This is a genomic window from Verrucomicrobiales bacterium (assembly GCA_016793885.1).
Taxonomy (GTDB): Bacteria; Verrucomicrobiota; Verrucomicrobiia; order Limisphaerales; family UBA11320; genus UBA11320.
Genome location: JAEUHE010000133.1, coordinates 15,641 through 34,620, shown reverse-complemented (window position 1 = coordinate 34,620; position 18,980 = coordinate 15,641). Strand labels below are relative to the sequence as shown.

The window sequence follows — 18,980 nt, the reverse complement described above, 5'->3', positions numbered from 1 at the left end:
GTGACGAGCTGAATTCGACCTGAATCCTACCGAGTTCTCAGCACACCCGACCCCGCGCGATCCCCTTGGGATAGAGACCAAAGCGATCCAGAACTTGTGGGTAATGCTTAAAGACCTCTACCGCTTTGTCTTTCCCAGCGGAGCAGGGATCCCCCCTGCGGGGGTGCCAAAAAGCTGAGAGAGGGCTACCACGTCCCCGGGCATCGCCAGTCCAAGCAGCCTCCAGTCGAAACACAACGAATTATCGTCATTTACGACTATTCGTTGTAGAGTTTGACGATTTATCGTAGTTTCCACCTATGAACATGGATGCCCTGCAGGACATCGTCTTGGCCATGGCGGAACAGCGCTCCGTGGCGAGTGTGCTGCAGTTGGTTGTCGAACAGATCGCCGACGTTCGGAGGAGAGAGGCCGAGCGGGATTCGGAGGGAGGTGCTGACGTCGCTCTCGTGCGCCTCTGGCTGGTTCGTCCGGGGGACATTTGCCACACGTGTCGGTTTCGTACGGAATGTCCGGACCAAACTCGATGCCTTCATCTGGCCGCCAGCGCCGGACGACCACACAGCTCCACGGAGGACTGGTCCCGCCTCGATGGCGATTTTCGCAGGTTCCCCATCGGCGTACGCAAGGTAGGCCACATCGCTGCGACGGGGCAGCCGGTTTTAGTCACCCAGATGGCCGAGAACACCCAGTGGGTGGTGCGTCCAGAATGGGTCCGCGCCGAAGGGATGCATACGTTCGCCGGACTACCACTGGTGTTTCGCGGTGAAACCCTCGGCGTTCTGGGACTCTTCAGTCGAACCCCCTTAGACACGCGAGATTTCGAGAAGCTGGGACGGTTTGCCAACCACGCCGCGGTCGCCATTGCCAATGCGCGTGCGTTCGAGGAGATCGAGCACCTCAAATCCCGACTGGAACAGGAGAACGGCTATCTGCGTCAGGAAGTGACCGAGGCCTTGGGGGTCAAGGACATGATCGGCAGCAGCCCGGGGCTGCGCAAGGTGATGGAGCAAATTCAGCTGGTGGCCGCTACGGACGCCGCGGTACTGATCACCGGAGAGAGCGGTACGGGCAAGGAGCTCGTGGCGCGCGCTATCCACGATGGGAGTTCGCGGCACGGACGCGCGCTCATCAAGGTAAATTGTGGTGCCATCCCGGAGGCGCTCTTCGAGAGCGAGTTTTTCGGCCACGTCCGCGGTTCCTTCACCGGTGCGATCAAGGACAAACCCGGCCGCTTCGAGTTGGCCGACGGAGGCACGCTATTCCTCGACGAGATCGGCGAAGTTCCGCTGTCCATGCAATCGAAACTCCTGCGGGTCCTTCAGGAGCAAGAGATCGAGCGTGTCGGAGATACCCGCACGCGAAAGCTCAACGTCCGGATTATTGCCGCCACCAATCGCGATCTGAAGAAGGAAGCCGAAGCAGGCCGTTTCCGCCAGGACCTATACTATCGCCTCAGCGTTTTCCCCATCGAGATCCCCTCCCTGCGTGAACGGCGCGAAGACATTGCCCCGATCGCGACACATTTTGTGAAACTCGCCGCTCGTCGCCTCAACCGGCCTTTGCCGCGGATCACTCCCGCGACACTGAATCAGCTGACAGCACAAGACTGGCCCGGGAATGTCCGCGAGCTCCAAAACGCGGTGGAGCGAGCCGTCATTCTGTCGCGCGGTGGACCCTTGGAATTCAATCTTAGCCCACCTACTCGCCTCCCCTCGAGCTCGAGTAGCGAGGTGGTGACCCCAGGTTCTCGCCCCCTGACACGCGAGGAATGGAAGCGCCAGGAAAGGGAGAACATCCGAGCCGCCTTGGAGCAAGCGCAGGGGAAAGTATTCGGCCCCGGCGGAGCGGCGGAACTGCTCGGCATGAAGCCGACGACCCTGAACTCGCGGATCAAAGCGCTCGGCCTGCGCCGCAACACCACCCCAGACAAGCTACCATACTGAGGGGATGGCCTTGGACCGAAGAACCACGATGGAGCTCAAGAAGCAAGAAGAGGCCGAGCCAAGAGAGACTATCGAACCGCAATGGACGCCAAGGACGCGATGTCCGATACCGAAGAAGGACAAAGTTGATGGAGGCCAATCCAAATGAGTTCAGAGTTCAGATCTCGGATCGGGTCCCACATTGCGTCCATTGCGTCCATTGCGGTTTAAGGTTCGGGGCCCTTTCTCCTCGGCGCTTCGTGAGCTTTGTGCCTTTGTGCGAGACGATTGGATCCGAACCCTGGCTCTGGAGAGTTTTACGTCTCGGTTGGCGAGAAGACCGGAATGACAAATCGCGCCTCGAAATCCAGTCCTCGCCGCTCACCCCGAATCACCAGATCCCAGAAAATGCTGCAGGGATCGCCTGCTCGAGTGGCCAGATTCGGAAGGTCCGGCAAGAGCCCCGAAAACTGAGCCCCGGTACCGTCGCTATCGAGACCCATGGAGCCCTCCACGCGATGAAGAGCGTAATACTCCGTGACCCACTCCTCATGCTGATTGTCACGCCTCCGTGAATAGGAACGCTCACCGAGACAGCGAAGTGTCAGGCTCAACTGCGAAAGCCCCGGCGGCAAATTCGAGATGCCCACGCTGAACTCGCGACCCAAGATCAGCGGATACGCACTCAGACCAATCTTCGGAGATCCGAATCGAAAATATTTCAGGATGCGGTATGAGAAGTTCCAAATGATCACAACGAAGAACAAATCGAAGAGACCAATAATGGACACGACGAAAAGGAACGGCCCGGTTTGAGAGCGCAGCCCCTGGGCCCCTTTCGCAAAAAGAGTGCCGTAGGTCAACGCGACCGCGAAGGCTGCGAGAATCAACACCCAAAGAATTTCGCCGAGCACCGCCTTACCATGTGCGTCTTTCAGAATGACCCCGCCGCCCGGAGCCTGGGGTTGCGCCAGGTCCGCCGGAGTATCCGGCCGAACATCGAAGACCAACTCGCAGTCCTTCCACTCCGGCGGGGCGGGCGGAATGGCCCCGAGTTCTCGGGCGATCCTAACCCACTTTGTTTGTGTGTTGTTGGAACGAGCCATGGCTTATTCAGCCGAGTTTGTTACCAAAACGAATCCACCGAAGTCGTCCACAATCGCAAACCTGGCGGTGGCCTCCGGTGGCATCGCTACGCGATGCTCCGTACTTCTAAAGGTTCCGGGGGTCCGTGACCCCCGGCTCATTTCTAGGACGCTGCCGGGTCGGATCCCAAGGCTTCGTTCCCTCGGTTCGTAATCGTAATCGTAATCGTAATCGATCCCCCATCCCCCTCCCAGCGGGGCCTACTCCGTTTTCCAGAGCGTCACCAGTCCATCCCCCCCCGCGCCCGCAATGGTCTTCCCATCAGGACTGAACGCCGCGTGCCATACCCGGCCCCCACCTGGCCAGCGCAGGGTGAGCATTTCGACACCTGCTCGCCAGTCCCAGACCTTCACCTGACCGTCGAAACCCGAGGAGACCAGCCGGTTTCCATCTGGATGAAAGCCCACCCCGGAGACCCCACCGGCATGCCCCGTCAGCTGGCGACGGACCCGACCCGCCGATGCAACGTCCCAGAGGCTGATGCTCCCGTCCCTGTCCCCGCTCGCAAGCCATTTCCCATCCGGACTGAAAGTCACGCACCGTTCAACCCGAACGGAGGCCTGCCAAAGTTCGCTCAAATCATCGGCGCTTCGGACGCTGATCTGCTCCTTCTGACCAAGGGCTATTAGACGTCCATCTCGAGAGACCGCCAAGCCATCGAGCACGCTCCCCAGTCCGCTGACCGACTTCAGCCGTGCGCCGGTAGTCCCATCGAGCATGGTCAACGTGTCCTTGCTGCTTGCTACGTAGACACGGCGACCGTCAGGACTAAAGGCGATCCAATAGGGCATCTCCGCAGGGGCGATGGATCCCTCCCAGACCACTTTCTGAGTGACTCGATCCCACAGTCGAACGACCTGATCTGAACCCGACGAAGCCACTCGGCCGTCGGGTCCTACAGCCACAGCGAAAGAGTGCTCACCGTGCTTCGCGGACGCGCCGGCTCGATGCCCGGTCGCTGCGTTCCAAACGTGAACCGACGAATGGATTCCGGCCCCTGCCACCCACCGACTATCGGGGCTGAAAGCCACCGTGCGAAGGGAATTAGGATACCCTTGGAGTTGGATCACTTCGGAGCTACCGGTTTGCCAGAGTCGAGTGGTTCGATCACGAGCAGACGACAGGATCCGGCCATCGGGCAACACACGCGCCCACAGAACCTCAGATTCATGGGCAAGGAAATGGCCGACCTCCAGGCGACGGCCCAGATCCCAGAGGTGAACCACTCCGTTGACGTCACCGACCACCAGCTGCTGGCTGTCGGCGCTGAACGCGAAGCTAGAAGCCTCGCCTCCCAAACTCAGATCGAGAGAGCCTCCGTCTTCCAAATCCCAAACGCGGTGGTCGCGCGCATATCCACCCGCGGTTCCGTTGGCGGCCGCAAGTTTCCGCCCATCAGGACTAAACCGCAGGAGCCCATAGTAGGGACCGCGCGTCCGCAACGTACGTCGCACGGTGCGAGTCTCAACGTCGAGCAACTGGATATCCAATTCTCTCGTACCCACGGCCAAGGTCTTGCCGTCCGGCGCGAACTCCAGCGCGAGCACCGCATGGTTCGCAGTATATGTTCCCAGCTCGCGGCGATTTCTCGCATCCCAGAGTCGGATCGTCGTCGCATCACTGGTGAACGCCAAGAGCTGACCGTTCTTCGACCAGGAGATGACGTGAGCCTCGGCCGGCGGTACCCCATCGACCCGCTTCTCGTGACCGATATCCCAGATCGCTAAAGTTTGGCCTGGACCCTCGACGAACGCCAGCCGATCTCCCTGAGGGGAGAGGATGCCCCAGCGCGCTTGGTGCCCGGGGGGGAATCGACGGCTGATCCGTTCCCCAGATGGGAGCCCCATCATCTGCAGCGAGCCGGCCTCCATGACGACCATCCAGGAACTGTCCGCGTTCACCGACCCCTCCGTGATCTCGATCCCTTCCAACACGAGCTTGGATTCCCAACGACTTATTTGATGCTGTAGGAAGTTCCATTCCCAATGGCGCATCTCCACCGGACAGAGGTCCAGCAGCTCGCGTTGCCGCGCTGATTGTCGTGCCTGCCAGGCCAGGCCGGCTCGGTTGACGTTCGACTCATAAAGCTGTCGTCGATACCCCTGATTGGCCCGATATTGAATCCAGATCACCGCGCTTACCCCGACGACCAAGGTCAGAGCCAGGGTGGCCGACACGACCAGAGTGGCTTTGTTCCGCTGGATCAGCTTCTGGAGAACATAGGCGCGGCTGGGCGCGCGAGCCACCACAGGTTCATGGTTCAGAAACCGTCGGACATCGGCGGCCAAGCCATTCGCCGTCTCGTAACGCCGCGCTCGATTCTTCTCCAAGCACTTCATCACGATCCAATCCAGATCGCCCCTCACCACGCTGATCTGCTCCTTCAAACGAAGGCAGCGACGAGTCTCGGCGGCCACTTCCTCGGGCGTGGGCATACTCAACCCCTGCGTCGCCTTCCGAGTCCTCGTTTTCGCAGTCGCCAGCTCTTGAGTCAGCCTCGTGCTGGGTCGGTGCGGATCCTTCTCCCGAATCATCCTCCGGAGCGCATCGATCCCCCCCTTCAGCATCTCCTTCGCATCAAACGGTGTTTGTCCCACCAGGAGCTCATAGAGAAGCACACCCAAGCTGTAGATATCGCTGCGCGTATCCACGTCCAGCCCGCTCATCTCCGCCTGCTCCGGACTGATATACGCCGGCGTTCCGATGAACTGCTGAAACTGCGTGAACACCGTCTTGTCCGTCAGCTCCCCCTGCGTCGCCTTGGCGATGCCGAAATCGATGACCTTCGGCACCGGCACCCCGTCGTGCAAGGTCACCAAAATGTTCGACGGTTTGATATCGCGATGGATGATCCCCTTCTGATGCGCATGCTGAATCGCCTGGCACACCTGAATGAACAGTTCCAACCGTTCTCGGGTGGGCAGCTGATGTTGATCGCAATACTCGGTGATCTTGACCCCGCGCACCAACTCCATCACGAAGTAGGGGCGGCCACTCGAAAGTTGGGAGTGAGGAGTGAAGAGTGAAGATGAGTCTTCATTAAGAGTGGAGCCGACCACGCCGCCGTCGTATATCTTGGCGATGTTCGGATGATCCATCATCGCCAGGGCCTGGCGTTCCGCTTCGAATCTGGCCACCACCTGGCGGCTATCCATGCCCAGCTTGATAATCTTGAGCGCGACGCGCCGTTTGACCGGCTCGCGTTGCTCCGCCATCCAGACTTCACCAAAGCCGCCCTCCCCGATCTTCTCCAGCAGCTTGTAGCGACCCACCCTCACGGCCGTCCGTTCGCTGGGCAGACCCGAAGCGTCGGCCTTCGCCGCTCGCTCCGGTTCCCTGGTGAGAAAGCCGGCGGCCTCGAAATGTCCTTGGAGCAGCGCTTCCAGCCGCGCGCGGAGATCCGGATTGTCCTGACAGGCCCCGTCGAGAAAGGCCGCGCGGGCAGAGGCAGAACTCAGCTCCAACGCCGCCGCAAACAGCTCGTCCTCTGAAGACTTAGAAGTCTCGTTCATCGAAGTGATAGGGATCGCGGGCTGAAGCCTACCCAGCAGCCACCAAAGGCGCAACCAGAAGACTCTTCGGTTAGCGTGTTCGAACTCGATAGAAGCGGATGCCCGGCCGAACGGGAAAACTCACTGGGTTGAGGGTTCCTGTCGGGGACACCTGCCAATCGGGAGGCGAGAGAGTCTCAGCAAACTCCAGCAACGACCCAGCAGCCACGGGAGACCATCGCAGTGTCAGGGTGTCTTGAGTCCACTCAATGGCTAATCGCGGAGCGCCCGGCTCCTGGATTACCAGCGCATCCCCGATGAATCCGCCGACTAGGGTGAATCCGTCCGCCTCGCCCCATTCTCGGTCAAAACTACCTAGGGCACTCGTGATGCTGAACTCGCCAGCAGTCCCGCTCCCGCCCCCATTTCCGAAGCCCGACCATTCCAGTAGGTACGACTGGCCGAAGCCTTCACCCAACAACAACGTGTACGCCAGAAATGAACCACCGCACGCTCGTAGGGCTTGGGAGCTTTTGCCCCAGACCTTGGGATGATTGTCCAGTGCTTTCATGACAAGGGGTTCTTAGTTCGCCTGAGATCTGCTCATAGCCACCTCGCGCCTCTCTCCGTCCTTCCAGGCCTTTCGGGTGAGAACCACTCCATTACTGATCGTCACGAGTGCCTTGGGCGAGCCGCTGCGGTAATAGGAACGCAATTGCCCATCCGGAGCATCCTTTTTCATCGGAATCATCTCAGCCAGAACACCATTCTCATGCCAACGCCTAAAAGTACCCTCAAGCTTCCCTTCCACGATCGTTGCCTCAGAGAGAATGCATCCGTTAGGATGCCATTTCGTGCGCACGCCATGAGACACGCCCTCCCTAAAGAATTCACGCACGACGAGTTGGGCATTGGTAGCCCAACCTTCGGACATCCCATGCAGCTTTCCCGCCACCACCCGCGAACGCGATTTCATGGTTCCGTCCGGATAGTGATCCGTGACAAACCCGGAGAACGGGTCCGCCGCCCCCTCCTGATACAGCCGGCCCTCTCGCAGCGCCAGCTGTGACAGCTCGGCCTGGGTCAAGGTGGCAGGATGGGGATTAGAGAACCGATCCGTCCAGACCACGAGCACCGCCAACACCATCAAACAACAGGACACCGCCAACCAGACGGCTAACCTCCTGGGACGGGCACCCATCAGAACGACAGCACGAGGCGCTTTCATAATCGTCCTATTGGGCCATCAGTTTGAAAAACTTCATCACTTGGGCCTCGCCAGGAGGCTTCACTTTCACCCGCACGAGCCGGACATCCTCTGAGCGGTAGGTGGAGAGTTCTGGGGAGCTGGGGCCATTGGCCGGGATGGTGAAAGCCAAAACGGTCCAATTTGAAAAATCCGGTGAGCTCAGGATGCTGTAACTCCGGCCTCGAACAGCCACGAATTCCAAGAGCGGCTCGTCTCCGCCTGCGGCGATGGCTTTGAGTGCGAGTCCGTTCTTGCTGTCGAATGCGTAAGTACCCGCCAGATACTCCTGCAGGTTGCTCAGACCGTCACCGTCCAGATCATCCGTGGGGCGAACATCCATCAGAGTGCGTCCACCTCCGGATTTGACGATAAGCGACCGCTCCCAAGTGTCTGGCAATCCATCGCCGTCGGAATCCTCTCCCAAGGTCAGATCCAGCCGAGTCTCCTCCCCCGGCAGGCCCAGTTTTGAATAGTCCCCACGCATCTCGATGGGCAGATAAGTGACGCGGCCGATGCGAACTTTCACCTTGAATGGGACGGTCGGACGAAGCGCAGTCGGCTTGTAAAGATCCGCCGTGAGGCCGGCATCCATTCTCACGGGAAGGCGGAAGTTCACCCCGGGCTCCTTAGCGCCAATCTCCCCCCTCACCAGCACTCCCGAGGTCGCTTCCAGGATGACCTCCCCTCCGACAGTGTTGAGTGGAGTTCCGAATTCATCTCGCACCAAACCAAACAGCACGTGATGCGGAGCGGGAGGATAGGCAGTTAGGGCGCACACACTCGCAAGAAGCCACCCCACCATCGCCAGTTGTTTCCGGATTGTTGAGTCAATTTGCATAAGGACGGTCTCCGATGGCTAAACCTCAATTTCCCGAGTAAGAATACGTGTGGAAGAACAGCTTCACATCCTTCAACGATTGCGTGAGTCGATCCAGTCCTTCATTCGGGTCCTGTAGGAGTGTTCGACCCGGAATCACCAGCTTCCACTTGCTGTTCCAGGCGGAGCGTCCGATCAAGCGGCTGTTCGTATATTGCGAGCGGCCCAACTGGCCCGCACCGGTGTAGACCAGAACCGACCCGAAGAGATTCGCCGAGGACACCGGACGGAAGGCCTGATGCTTGCGCACGTCGAACAGCGGTTCGGTCAGCGAGTCGCTGGAGGTCCAGAACGACTTCGTGGAGAAGTCCGAAGCCCCTATGTTGAACGGCAATGGAATGCTCACATCGTTGATGCTCCAGGTGCGCACCACGCTGACGTCGCCTAGCGGCGGACTGCGCATGGAATCGACGCCTACCGGAATGAGATAGACGTACGGTGTGGCGGACAGAGCCGTCGGATCCAGGAGGGAGAGGGACGGATCGGCGGGAGAGGAGGCCCCGGCGGCGGAAACAGCATTCCCGTTCGCGGAGGGGTCATCCATTCCTTGGTAGCCTTCCAGCGCGACCCCCATGGCGAAGATTTTGGTCGCAAAGGAGCTCGGACTAAACGCGTGATCTCTGGGAGAGAGGGGCTTCCCGAACAGATTCACGCCATCGGCGATAGTGGTGCTGAATTCAAGGACTATGCCAGGAACTGGCAGCCCATCCCGGGAGCCGATCTGCATGCATTGACGCCGCACATCCTCGTCATCCAGCAGATTGGCCCGACGGGCTCGCAGGAGCACGTCCTTCCAGCTATCCTGGCCCTCCGTTCCGGAATCGATGCGGAAATGCTCCCGACGAAGCGAAGCCGTGGTGCCGTAAGCGTCCGGATTATTGAAGCCCAGCCGCCCCCTGAGCACCTGCCAGTCCGCGTGCATCTCGGCCATCGCGCTGGAGAGCCCAGGATCCCCGGTGTTGCTGCCGGCGAACACTGGCGCGCCATCCTTCATCGCCCCCAAGGCGCGGGATCGAACGATGCGCTGGATGAACTCCTTGCCCTGCTGGGTATGGAGCAGGCCCGTCTCATAATCGAAGGCCTGGGCGGCCATGAATGAGTAGCGAGAGGCAAGGTCGAACATCGTCTTGTATCGTTCGAGCTTCTCATTCCGGAAGATTCGGAATGCAGCATCACGCACCCGGAATCCTTGAATGACCGCCGCGGTGCGCTTCCTGACCGATTCCCGCTCGGTGAGAATGCGAAGGCCTTCAGCCTCGAGGGAGCGAATGCGCCGCTCGGCGTCGTCGAACTCTCGCAAACGCAAGTTGATCGTGTCCAGAGCGGCTTGGATCTGTTCCATCTGCAGAAACAGCTGGTAGGCGGCATCCTTAGTGCCTTGGTCCACTTGCAGCTCGAGAATCTGTTTCGTCGCCTTGTAGGTGTCGTCCCGGCGCTCGATGATCCCGCCCTGCAGTCCGCCGAACGCCAGAAGACCTGCGCTCCAGGCCGTCAACTTGGCGACCTGGGCAAGAACGTAGGGCGTCATGATCGCGAACTTTCCCCAATCACCACCATTGTCCACTCCAACGATCCCCATGACTGACGTTGCATCACCAAGCAAATCCTTCGCCTCCTGCGCCACATTGGCAGCGTAGTCCATGCTCTGATTGACAAACTCATAGACTGTCTGCAAATCGGCGATGGTTTTGTCGCGGTCCACGTTGTCCTTTTCCTTGTCCAGCACGGCAAGGCTGGTGGCCGTCTGGGATTCAAAGAGGCGGATAGCCTTGTCTAAGTCGGCTTTGCCTCCGTAGTTGTCATAAAGCACCTGCTTCAGACGGGCACGCGCGTGAATCATGTCCGAGATGGCTTGCTGCATCTTGCCCGGAGCGAGACGACGGCCATTCCAAGCGTCCGGTTTGCGGAACGGGCCCAGGTCGCTCAGGACGTGCTTGATGTAGAGGTTCGTGGTGTAGTTCGCAGAATCATCCGATTTCACGAGAAAGTTGAAATCCTTGAGCAGCTGGTTCCGAACGGTGAAGTCCTCCGGAAAGTTCTGGATGTCGATGAGGTATTCCCGGGTCTCAGTATGGTTCCAGAGTTCAGGAAACTGAATCTCCGGAAAATCCACATAGCTGTAGTGCACCAGATCAGGACCGGTATAGCCCTGCTTGTAGAGTCTGCCCGCACCGATGTCATCCGCGTAGGGTGTTCCGTAAATCTCGATCAGAGAGTTTTCGTAGGCTAGCTCCTGGCGAGCCACCGTGGCCTGCAGGTCCGCCAGCGAGTCCTGTTCCGACCGTAATAGCCGCGTCACGTCCTTGGCATCGTCGAACGCCGAGATCGCATTGTTGAGCGTAAGCCGAGCTCGGTCGTAAACCTGCTCAAAATGCGTGGTCCCTCCGGCCGCCCCGATCGAAGTCGGGCTCAGATCGAAGGGCACGCTTGACTCCGGCATCCCAAGCGGGCTCATGCCAGCCTCGGCATTGTCGAGCGCCGTCTGCAACCCAGCTGCGAGCGAAGCTAACTCTGTCAGTTCGAGCACCGTGGTTCGGTCCACCTTCTGAATCCCTTCATGGTCGGGATCGGGATCCACATCGGGAAGGGTCGAATTGCCCACGATCCAATGGAGGTACGTCCCCTGGCCAGTGCGGAAAGCCCAGTGATCCATTCCCCAGGAACGAGCCGTCGGTTCTGGCGGGTTGGAGCGACGCTCATTGGTTCGGATGGGATGGAAATGGTCCCATCCGTTGCCTGGCCCCGACTTATAGTCCTGACGCCACGTCAGGTCGAACACCTGTCGACCGGTTCTGGCCAGCGCGACCGCGGCGGCAGCAAATTTCCGCTCGTCCTGGTAGTCCACCGACACCGGCTTGCCAAGGACGGTGACGGCTTCAATACGTGGCACCCAGTCGAAATCATTGTCCATGAGCAGGGCGTAATACCCGGTGAGCGCGGTCAGATAATGGCCGTAGGCATCCCCGTGTCCCTGAGGGTACAACTTGCGCGCATCATCGGCGTTCACCACGCCATCGGCATTCTGGTCCAGGATATTGTAGTTGAGCGCGTAGACGACTTCTCCCGCGTCGATGCCGCGCGTGTAGTTCCAGACGAGACGATTGTAAACGGGGCGGAGCTCAACTCCGGGGAGCGGGAAGTCGTCTCGGCCACGCAGGAGGGCGAGTTCTTCATCCAACAAGGAAGCCTGTTGACCCTTGAAGGAGAAGAGAGCGGTCGCGATATCCCCGTAAGTGCGGTCCTTGGTTCCAATCCCGATGGTGGGATTGGCAGCATCGGCCCAAGCCTCATTGCCCAGGAGCATGTAAAGATCGTTGAGGTACCCCGCAGCCAGCAAGAGAGCATCGTTGGCCGGCCCATAGTTAATTCCTGAGTCGATGCTCAACATTTTCCCACGGTTCAGCACGGTTTCATAGATCTCGATCAGGCCTGCCTGGTTAAGGTTGTCGAGACTCAGGGCGACGTCTCCCTCCCAGCGCGGACCAGCCTGTGAGATGATGCTCACGTCCGTGTTCACCTGGTTGTTAAACAGGTCCGTCACCCGCTGATTGAACGGATTGATCCCCTTGAGAACCCGCTTGATCCAACCTTCCACCAGCATCGGCTCCGTCCATTGAGACCAACCCAGGTTAAAGGAGGCATGAGTAGGATCCTTCGTTTTGTAGCGCATGATGAGGTAGTTGTCTGAGAGCACCTGAACATCCGCCGAGCCGCCCATCACGGCGCGAACACCGTCTTCGTGCTTTCTTGAGTCCAACGCCAACCATTGATCGCCCGTGATGTCCTGCGCCTGGAAGGCATGCAGGCGGATGTTGAAGACCTGAGCGACGTCCGGATTCGCCGCCGAATACAGTTCGACGACGACGGTATGACGGCGAAGTGTCCCAAGCGGAGTTCCGCCCGCCAGGGCCGACGCACTGATGCGGTACAGCCGGGGCAGCGCTGTGCCGTCAAGGCTCTGGGGAATCGCGATGGCTGGAGAATCGCTGATTCCGGTGTTGGCCGTAACCGCCAGCTGTCCGTCGAAGTAGACCTTCGCGCCAAGTGAGCCCTCCAAGTCCAGGCTGACCAAGTACTGCGAATAGATCACATTGGCCGGAATGTCCACGGTTCGCCACAGCACGCTTTGGGGACGGCCCGACGCCACGCGCTCCGAAAGCTGCAGCACCTGGCTAGCCTCCAGGCTGACCGGCGGATCCTCCTCCAACTGAACGAACACATTGCGTGTGCCGCCAGATCCCGTAACGCGAGTCACGGTCCCGAACACCGTCGTGACTTCGGCCGTGCGAAGCGACAACTCGTTTCCGGCCACCAAACGGGTCGAGCCGCTCACCTCAAACTGAAGCTCGTCGAGCTCATTGTCCTTGGCAGTGAAAGGAATCCCCTGGACGACCGCCAGCGCTGGCGCATCCCCCGTGTTGGCATAGTCCTGGGAGCTGCGTTCAGGTCCAATGGCCAAACTGTCCGTAGGGGTCTCGCTGACGAGCGGAAATGGGATGTGAATCCAAGAATCAGGAGCCATTAGATTAGTCGCAACCTTTGCATACACCGGGGGGGGAAAGCCGTCCACCGGCGCCGCAATCCGCCACTCAAAAGCGTAGCGATCAATCTCTCCGGCAAGATCCACCACCTGCGCGGCTGTCACGCTTTCACTCAGGGGATTGGCGGACTCCACCACATTAACCTCCCCGGGATACAGAGTATCGACCACCCGGAGAACTTGAACGCTGACCGGCTCCTCCTGAGGGGTTCTCTCAGGGTTGAGGCCATTGCCAAAAAGGAGGCTTACATAGCCCACTCCAGCCCCGACGGCCGTCAGGGCGTAGGAATCCACCGCGATGTCATCATCTGTGATCTGAGCCATGGCAGTAGCCGATATCGATCGGAGTTTCTCAGGCTTGAAGGTTCCCGGCTTGGCATCATTGTGAACGAACTTCTCCAAGTCAAAGCTCACGCGGTCCACGGCTGTCCTCCAGGCATCCTCTCTCGGGTCGCCCTGGAGGCAGAGCTGCTGGATAGCATCCAGATCCTGGCGGCCCATAACGTTGAGGAAGAGATAGCGCTCGCCCAAAGGTGCATCGACGAACTCCCCTTCAAAAACAAGCGCGCCGTTTCCCTCCTCGTTCGGATCGAAATAGAACCGTTTCACCAAATGCGGCGGAAGATTGGGGAAGTAGGTTTTTCCCCGCGACGACTGAGTCCGAATCGACTCGGGAATTCCAGTCAGGCCCGACGTGGCGTCCGGCTCCGAAAGCTTGTGGATCTTTCGTCGGGTGGGATCGTGAAGAATGGCGGATATCTTTTGCGCATCATTCGCCGCCACCTGAGATTGCTGATAGAGGATCTCGGCGCTTCGCTGCCCCCGCACCGCCGGAAGTCCTCGTTTCGGCAAGGTGAGAGTCTCCGCCATCTGGAGCACTGGCGTATCGGTGGGCCATACCGGGGTATAGACAATGCCCAGGGGGTTTCCGCCCCCCAAGTCGACGGGCACGCCGGTGACCGCGCCGCCCGAATACTGTTGGCTCGCGGTGTCAAAGGGGCGGAGATAAGGAGTGATGGTTCCTACCGCGGGCTGAGGGTTCTCTCCCGGAAAGAAGAATCCTGGCAAGGTCTTGTAATAATACTTCATCACCATCTCAGGTGATCCTCCGGTGGCGAGATGCGGTCCGCGGTAAATCCACACGTTGTTCTTTCGATCCTTGAAGGTGAATTGGGGATAGTAGTCGGGAAAGTTCTTCGGCGTGCGCTCGGTGATCACCACCCAGCCATTGAGCTGACTGGCAGCTTGCGTTTCACTCAGGCGGACGAGCTTTCCACTCCGAGCTGCGCTCGGGATAGTGGGGATCGCGAATTCCACTTCCACAAAGGTGGGCGTGATCGATTTGATCGTCCCCCGCCAGCTTTGCCCGGTGTTCGGAGACACCACGGCGATGAGGTCGTTGAGGGCTAGGGAGGACAAGTCGGCTCCATATCGCCAGCGCGATGAGCCCGCCGGCGCTCCCGTGGCGGATCCCACTGAGGTGATCACCCTCGGCTGATCCTTCGTCACGAAACCGTTGATCTTCGTCAGAGTGGCGCCGGTTGGCACGAATCCCAACGCCTGAGACCCGTCGGTGCTCTCCAACCAAATCGTGCTGTTCGTGCCGAACCCGTGGATCAGGTCGGTGGTCAGGCTCCAAAGCTCGGTCGCCACTCCGTTGGCCGCGGTCTTTGTCCCCGCGGTGATCTTCCAAGGCCCCACCTCTTGGTTGAAACTCTTGGGAGGGAGCCCCGGTGTCTCAGCTGGCACCAAGGGCTTCGCCATCAGGGGCAGCGGCATGGGCGGCTGGAGGATCTGGCCAGCCGGCACCAGGTAGCGGAACACAAGGCCCAGGTCGGGGCGCTCCCGAACTACCTTGAAGGCTCGGAGAGCGGGACGCCCATCGGATTCGGTGTAGTCGAGCAACACGAAGGGATGCGAGGTGTAAATCCCACCGGCGGCATTGGTTCGGTTCAGATCGTCGCGCAGAGCCCAGGCCTGTCCTCCCTGCATCAAGGCATGCTCTTCATTCGGATTGTAGCCTGGAAGCATCGGGTCGTTCTGCACATAGATGCTGCCCTTGGCTTGCAGGCTGGCAAGAGGGCCGCTGCCCTTGTTGCTCGCGAGGACGATTTCGGTGGCATCACCGGGCCACACGATCGTCCGCCGATCGAACACCGCAGGCCAGAAGATCGGCTTGAATCCTTTGCTCTCATCCACCGCCTGCTTCCGAAACCACCAAACTTCCAGCGTATTCCTCGCGGGAATGGCGTTGACGGGAATGATCGCTCCCTGACTGGCCAGGGTAAACCCATTCACCAAAGGATCCACATACGCTCCGGGGTGAAAAGAATCACCTCTCTCCACCTTGATATACCCAGCCAGCTCCTCAACCTCGTTCGCCGGAGGATGAAGTCGCTCCCCGACCACCGCGTTGAGGTTCGTAACGACACGCGGCCCACCGCCTCCCATCTGCCCACCGCCGACGGTGTCAGTGGCTCCGAGAGGGAGATCGAGGTTATTGTTCCACACCAAAGTTTTGGAGTTTGTGTTCCAATTATCCAGATTGACCGCCACGGACGCGGCCAACTGATTGGAGAGAACACTGTCGTCAAGCCAGGAAAACACGCGTTCAAAGCGGACCGTGTCGCCGGACGTGAAGCGCAAGAGCGATCGATGCGCAGGATGGGCGGGGGTCAGGAACGTGTAGAATTTGAAGCTCTCCGTCAGCTTGGCGCGCGGGATGTCGAGGGGATCCTGGAAGTCCAGGGATGGGCTGTTCGCCAAGGGCAGTTGCACGGCGGTCAGCTTGGCTTCTTCCTCCGTGGAAACCCGCGGACGGAGAAAAGCCGAATACTCGGAGACGCTGCTGGGCCAAACGTGATGGTAGCGGACAAGTCGAGATGGCCACCTGAGGCCCTCGATCCCTTCCTCCAGCCAGTGGAGGAGGTAGTCGTTGAGGTTGACGGTCTCACGATTTGCATAGAAACGAAAGCGGTCCGAGCCGCTGATGCTATGCTGATAGGCGAAACTCCCCGCGGCGCCCGCGGTCATCAAAGCCTGCGGCAGAAGCTCTGCGTCGTCAGGAGCGCCGCCGGGGTATGCGGTGAGCTCATTGCCCAACTCGATGGTCACATCGTGCCGGACCGGTTCCCGCAGGACATCCACGATCTCCACCCCCAGCGACTCGTAGGTCGTGTTGTCAGAACGGAGATCCCCGAGCAGCTCGAGGAATCCTCTCCCCTCGATGTTGTAAGCGCGTAGGGATTTCTGCCCGCCACTGGTGTCCAGGTAGAGCGTGCGCGTCTCGAGCGCTGCGCCATCAACAGCGCTGTTTCCCCCCAGTGGTTGATAGATGGCGCTGGATGGGACGGTCCTCGGAAACAGGTCGGTTTCTGCCACAACCACGCCGCTAATGCGAGAGGGAGGAATGGAAACGGGAACTCCGGTCGACCGGAACACTCCCTCGGTCCAGTAGATTTGCCGAGGAGGCTTTACAGGACTTCCGCTGACAATGTAGCTGTTCGTCCAAAGCGTGTAATAGAATCCGTTGGTGAGCAGGAACCCGACATTGCCAGCCGCTGCCGGCGCCACATTGTTCGGGGAGCTCTTCTTCCACACCACCGAGACCGGCCCGGGACGGACGGCATAGAGCTTCCGAGCGTGAGGGCTCCAGTAAAGTTTGTTGGTAGAATCGGATGGAATGATCGCCTCGCCGAGCCAATAGCTGGCCGCGGCATTGGCGGCTAGCGCCTTTCCAGCTTCATCGGTCGTCGGAGGGGTGACTTCCTGGCCAAAGAGAAACTCGACGCGCTCCCCATAAAAGGAGGCCCCCACCCTCGCTGCCAGCATGAGGACCGTCCCATCGGATGCCGCCGGAAGTCCGATATTGAGGGCGTTGGCGGCAAGGTTGCCCACCACCAGGCCCGCCGAGTTGGTCGGCGCCGCGACGGCTCCAAACCACGCGGCGTTGACGAACTGATTGGTGGTGGCGGGATCGATCGTGAGCTGGGCGGCTATCTGAGTGGTCAAGCTAGGGGCACGTCCATCGGACCCAATCGTGGCGTTCTGGTTGGTGGACAACGGCAGGCCCCGCAAGGAATGAGGATTATACACGGTGCGATCCTGTGGACTTTCCAATGGCGGCGCGAGCACCTGAACTTGGGCCAGAAGTCTCAGCGTCGCTACCTGCGCCTGCAGCAGAAGTACGGAGAGAAGGAGGGTTGAAGTTCTCATAGGATGTTACCTAGCGGCTGAATGAGGCGTGGTCTGATGAAGTCTCTTGAACCTGGGCTGAACGGTACCCTGGCCGAACTGGATAAACCCCAGGTCAGTTGTCATAAACGATCAGCCGACCGCTCACGGTACCGGGCATCGTGAACCAGATTTTGTAGCGATTTGCACCTGTGTTGACGGGACCATCCACTACTCCCCCATTGATTTCCTTGGGCCTGTAATTGGTGAGGTAGCAAAAGCCAGAGCTGATCTCATTCCGGTGCTTCGTGACTGCAACCCCCCACGTCAGATCGGAATAACCGTAGAGATCCCTATTCAACAGGTGGCCGTGCACAAAGACCTGTGTACCAAGCGCCTTTTCCGCGGAATTCCAGGAACGCTCGCTGGCGAAATGGAGCGTGGTTGATCGGATCACATCATTATCTGTTTCGTGGGCGAGATGGAACCACACACGGCAGCCGTCGTCGTCGTCCAGATAGGGCGTGAGATCCACCTCCACTCCATGCCAAGTGGTTGTATCGGTACGATTCACCGAGTGATACGTTCTCGGGGCAGGGCCCAGGACCTCGGCCAAGTTGGTGGCGACCCCAGTCGCAGTCTTGGTCGTGATCTTGCTGACGTCCAAGGTGGGAATCCTGGCACTGTCCATGACACCCGAGCTGATCTTGCCGGCATCCAGGCTCCCGATCTTGCTGCTGTCCAGCGCCGGAATCTTGCTGTTATCCAACACTGGAATCTTCGTGTTATCCAGCAATGGAACTCGCGCCAAGTTGAGCGTACCGGCGGTGATCTTGGCGGCGTCCAGGGAGGAGATCTTGGAATTGTCCAGGACAGGGATTCGGGCAGGATCGAGGGTGCCTGAAGTCAGCTTGTTCGCATCCAGATTGGGAATAATGCCCACGCCGAGGACTCCGGAGATGTTTGCCGCAGTCAGGTTGGTGAGGCCTGAACCATTCCCCACCACGCGACCCGCTTGATTATCCAACAAGGGCTTGCCCTGGCCATCCGTCAGCTTCAAGGCGCTGGTGGCCAGATACGCATAAGGGGATGGGAGCAGGCGCAGGCGAGGTTTGATCTCCGCATTAATGTTGTTCCCCGAAACCGAAATCCCAACGTATCGATCGGAGGCGGTGGGGCTAGCAAAGACGTCCGGCAACTTGACCGTGGAGGGCACATTCGGAAGGGTCAGGCGGGTCCCTCGGCCCAGCAGCACATTGAAATTGCCCTTGTCCACCGTCACGATCTGCGTCTCGCCCCACAGGGCGTCCTCCCCAGTCGGCGAACCGTATACCTTGAACGTGATGGTGTAGTTCAGGGGATTGTTGGCTCCTAGAGGAACCCCATTGGCATCGGTCAAAAAGCCTTGATAGGTCATGAACTCTGGCGGTGCCGCCGTCTGTGCAGACGTGCCAGGGACCACCCCGCACAGCAGGAGAATCATCAGCAGGGACCATCGTGACCGGCTCAGCGCACCGGCCGACAGGCTCAGCGTGCGAAGCCATGGGAGGGAACATTGTATTTTCATAGTTTCGTAAAG

Annotated in this window: 8 protein-coding genes; 1 reads left to right on the top strand and 7 read right to left on the bottom strand. The window is 59.5% G+C overall.

Translation table 11 applies throughout. The features are described 5' to 3' along the window. Positions 1-299 precede the first annotated feature (299 nt). Positions 300-1,946: a sigma 54-interacting transcriptional regulator gene (locus JNN07_14745; GenBank protein ID MBL9168996.1), complete on the top strand. Its 1,647-nt coding sequence runs from the start codon at positions 300-302 to the stop codon at positions 1,944-1,946. 296 nt (positions 1,947-2,242) lie between these two features. Here JNN07_14745 and JNN07_14740 read toward each other — a convergent pair whose 3' ends face one another. From JNN07_14740 to JNN07_14710, 7 genes are all read right to left on the bottom strand, one after another. After that, complete coding sequence (locus JNN07_14740; protein ID MBL9168995.1) at positions 2,243-3,031, bottom strand: hypothetical protein; 789 nt, start codon at positions 3,029-3,031, stop codon at positions 2,243-2,245. 240 nt (positions 3,032-3,271) lie between these two features. Next, positions 3,272-6,583: a protein kinase gene (locus JNN07_14735; protein MBL9168994.1), complete on the bottom strand. Its 3,312-nt coding sequence runs from the start codon at positions 6,581-6,583 to the stop codon at positions 3,272-3,274. A 70-nt stretch (positions 6,584-6,653) separates the two neighbouring features. Beyond that, positions 6,654-7,133, bottom strand: coding sequence for a hypothetical protein (locus JNN07_14730; GenBank protein ID MBL9168993.1), 480 nt, complete (start codon positions 7,131-7,133; stop codon positions 6,654-6,656). 12 nt (positions 7,134-7,145) lie between these two features. Continuing rightward, positions 7,146-7,790, bottom strand: coding sequence for a hypothetical protein (locus JNN07_14725; protein ID MBL9168992.1), 645 nt, complete (start codon positions 7,788-7,790; stop codon positions 7,146-7,148). 7 nt (positions 7,791-7,797) lie between these two features. Beyond that, positions 7,798-8,649 (bottom strand): hypothetical protein, encoded by an 852-nt coding sequence (locus tag JNN07_14720; GenBank protein MBL9168991.1) that lies wholly within the window; start codon positions 8,647-8,649, stop codon positions 7,798-7,800. Positions 8,650-8,674: 25 nt separating this feature from the next. Further along, positions 8,675-17,443 carry a hypothetical protein gene (locus JNN07_14715; protein MBL9168990.1) on the bottom strand — a complete coding sequence of 2,923 codons (8,769 nt, stop codon included), beginning with the start codon at positions 17,441-17,443 and terminating at the stop codon, positions 8,675-8,677. A 94-nt stretch (positions 17,444-17,537) separates the two neighbouring features. Continuing rightward, positions 17,538-18,968, bottom strand: a complete 1,431-nt coding sequence (locus tag JNN07_14710) for a hypothetical protein (protein ID MBL9168989.1) — start codon at positions 18,966-18,968, stop codon at positions 17,538-17,540. Between the last annotated feature and the right edge of the window lie 12 nt (positions 18,969-18,980).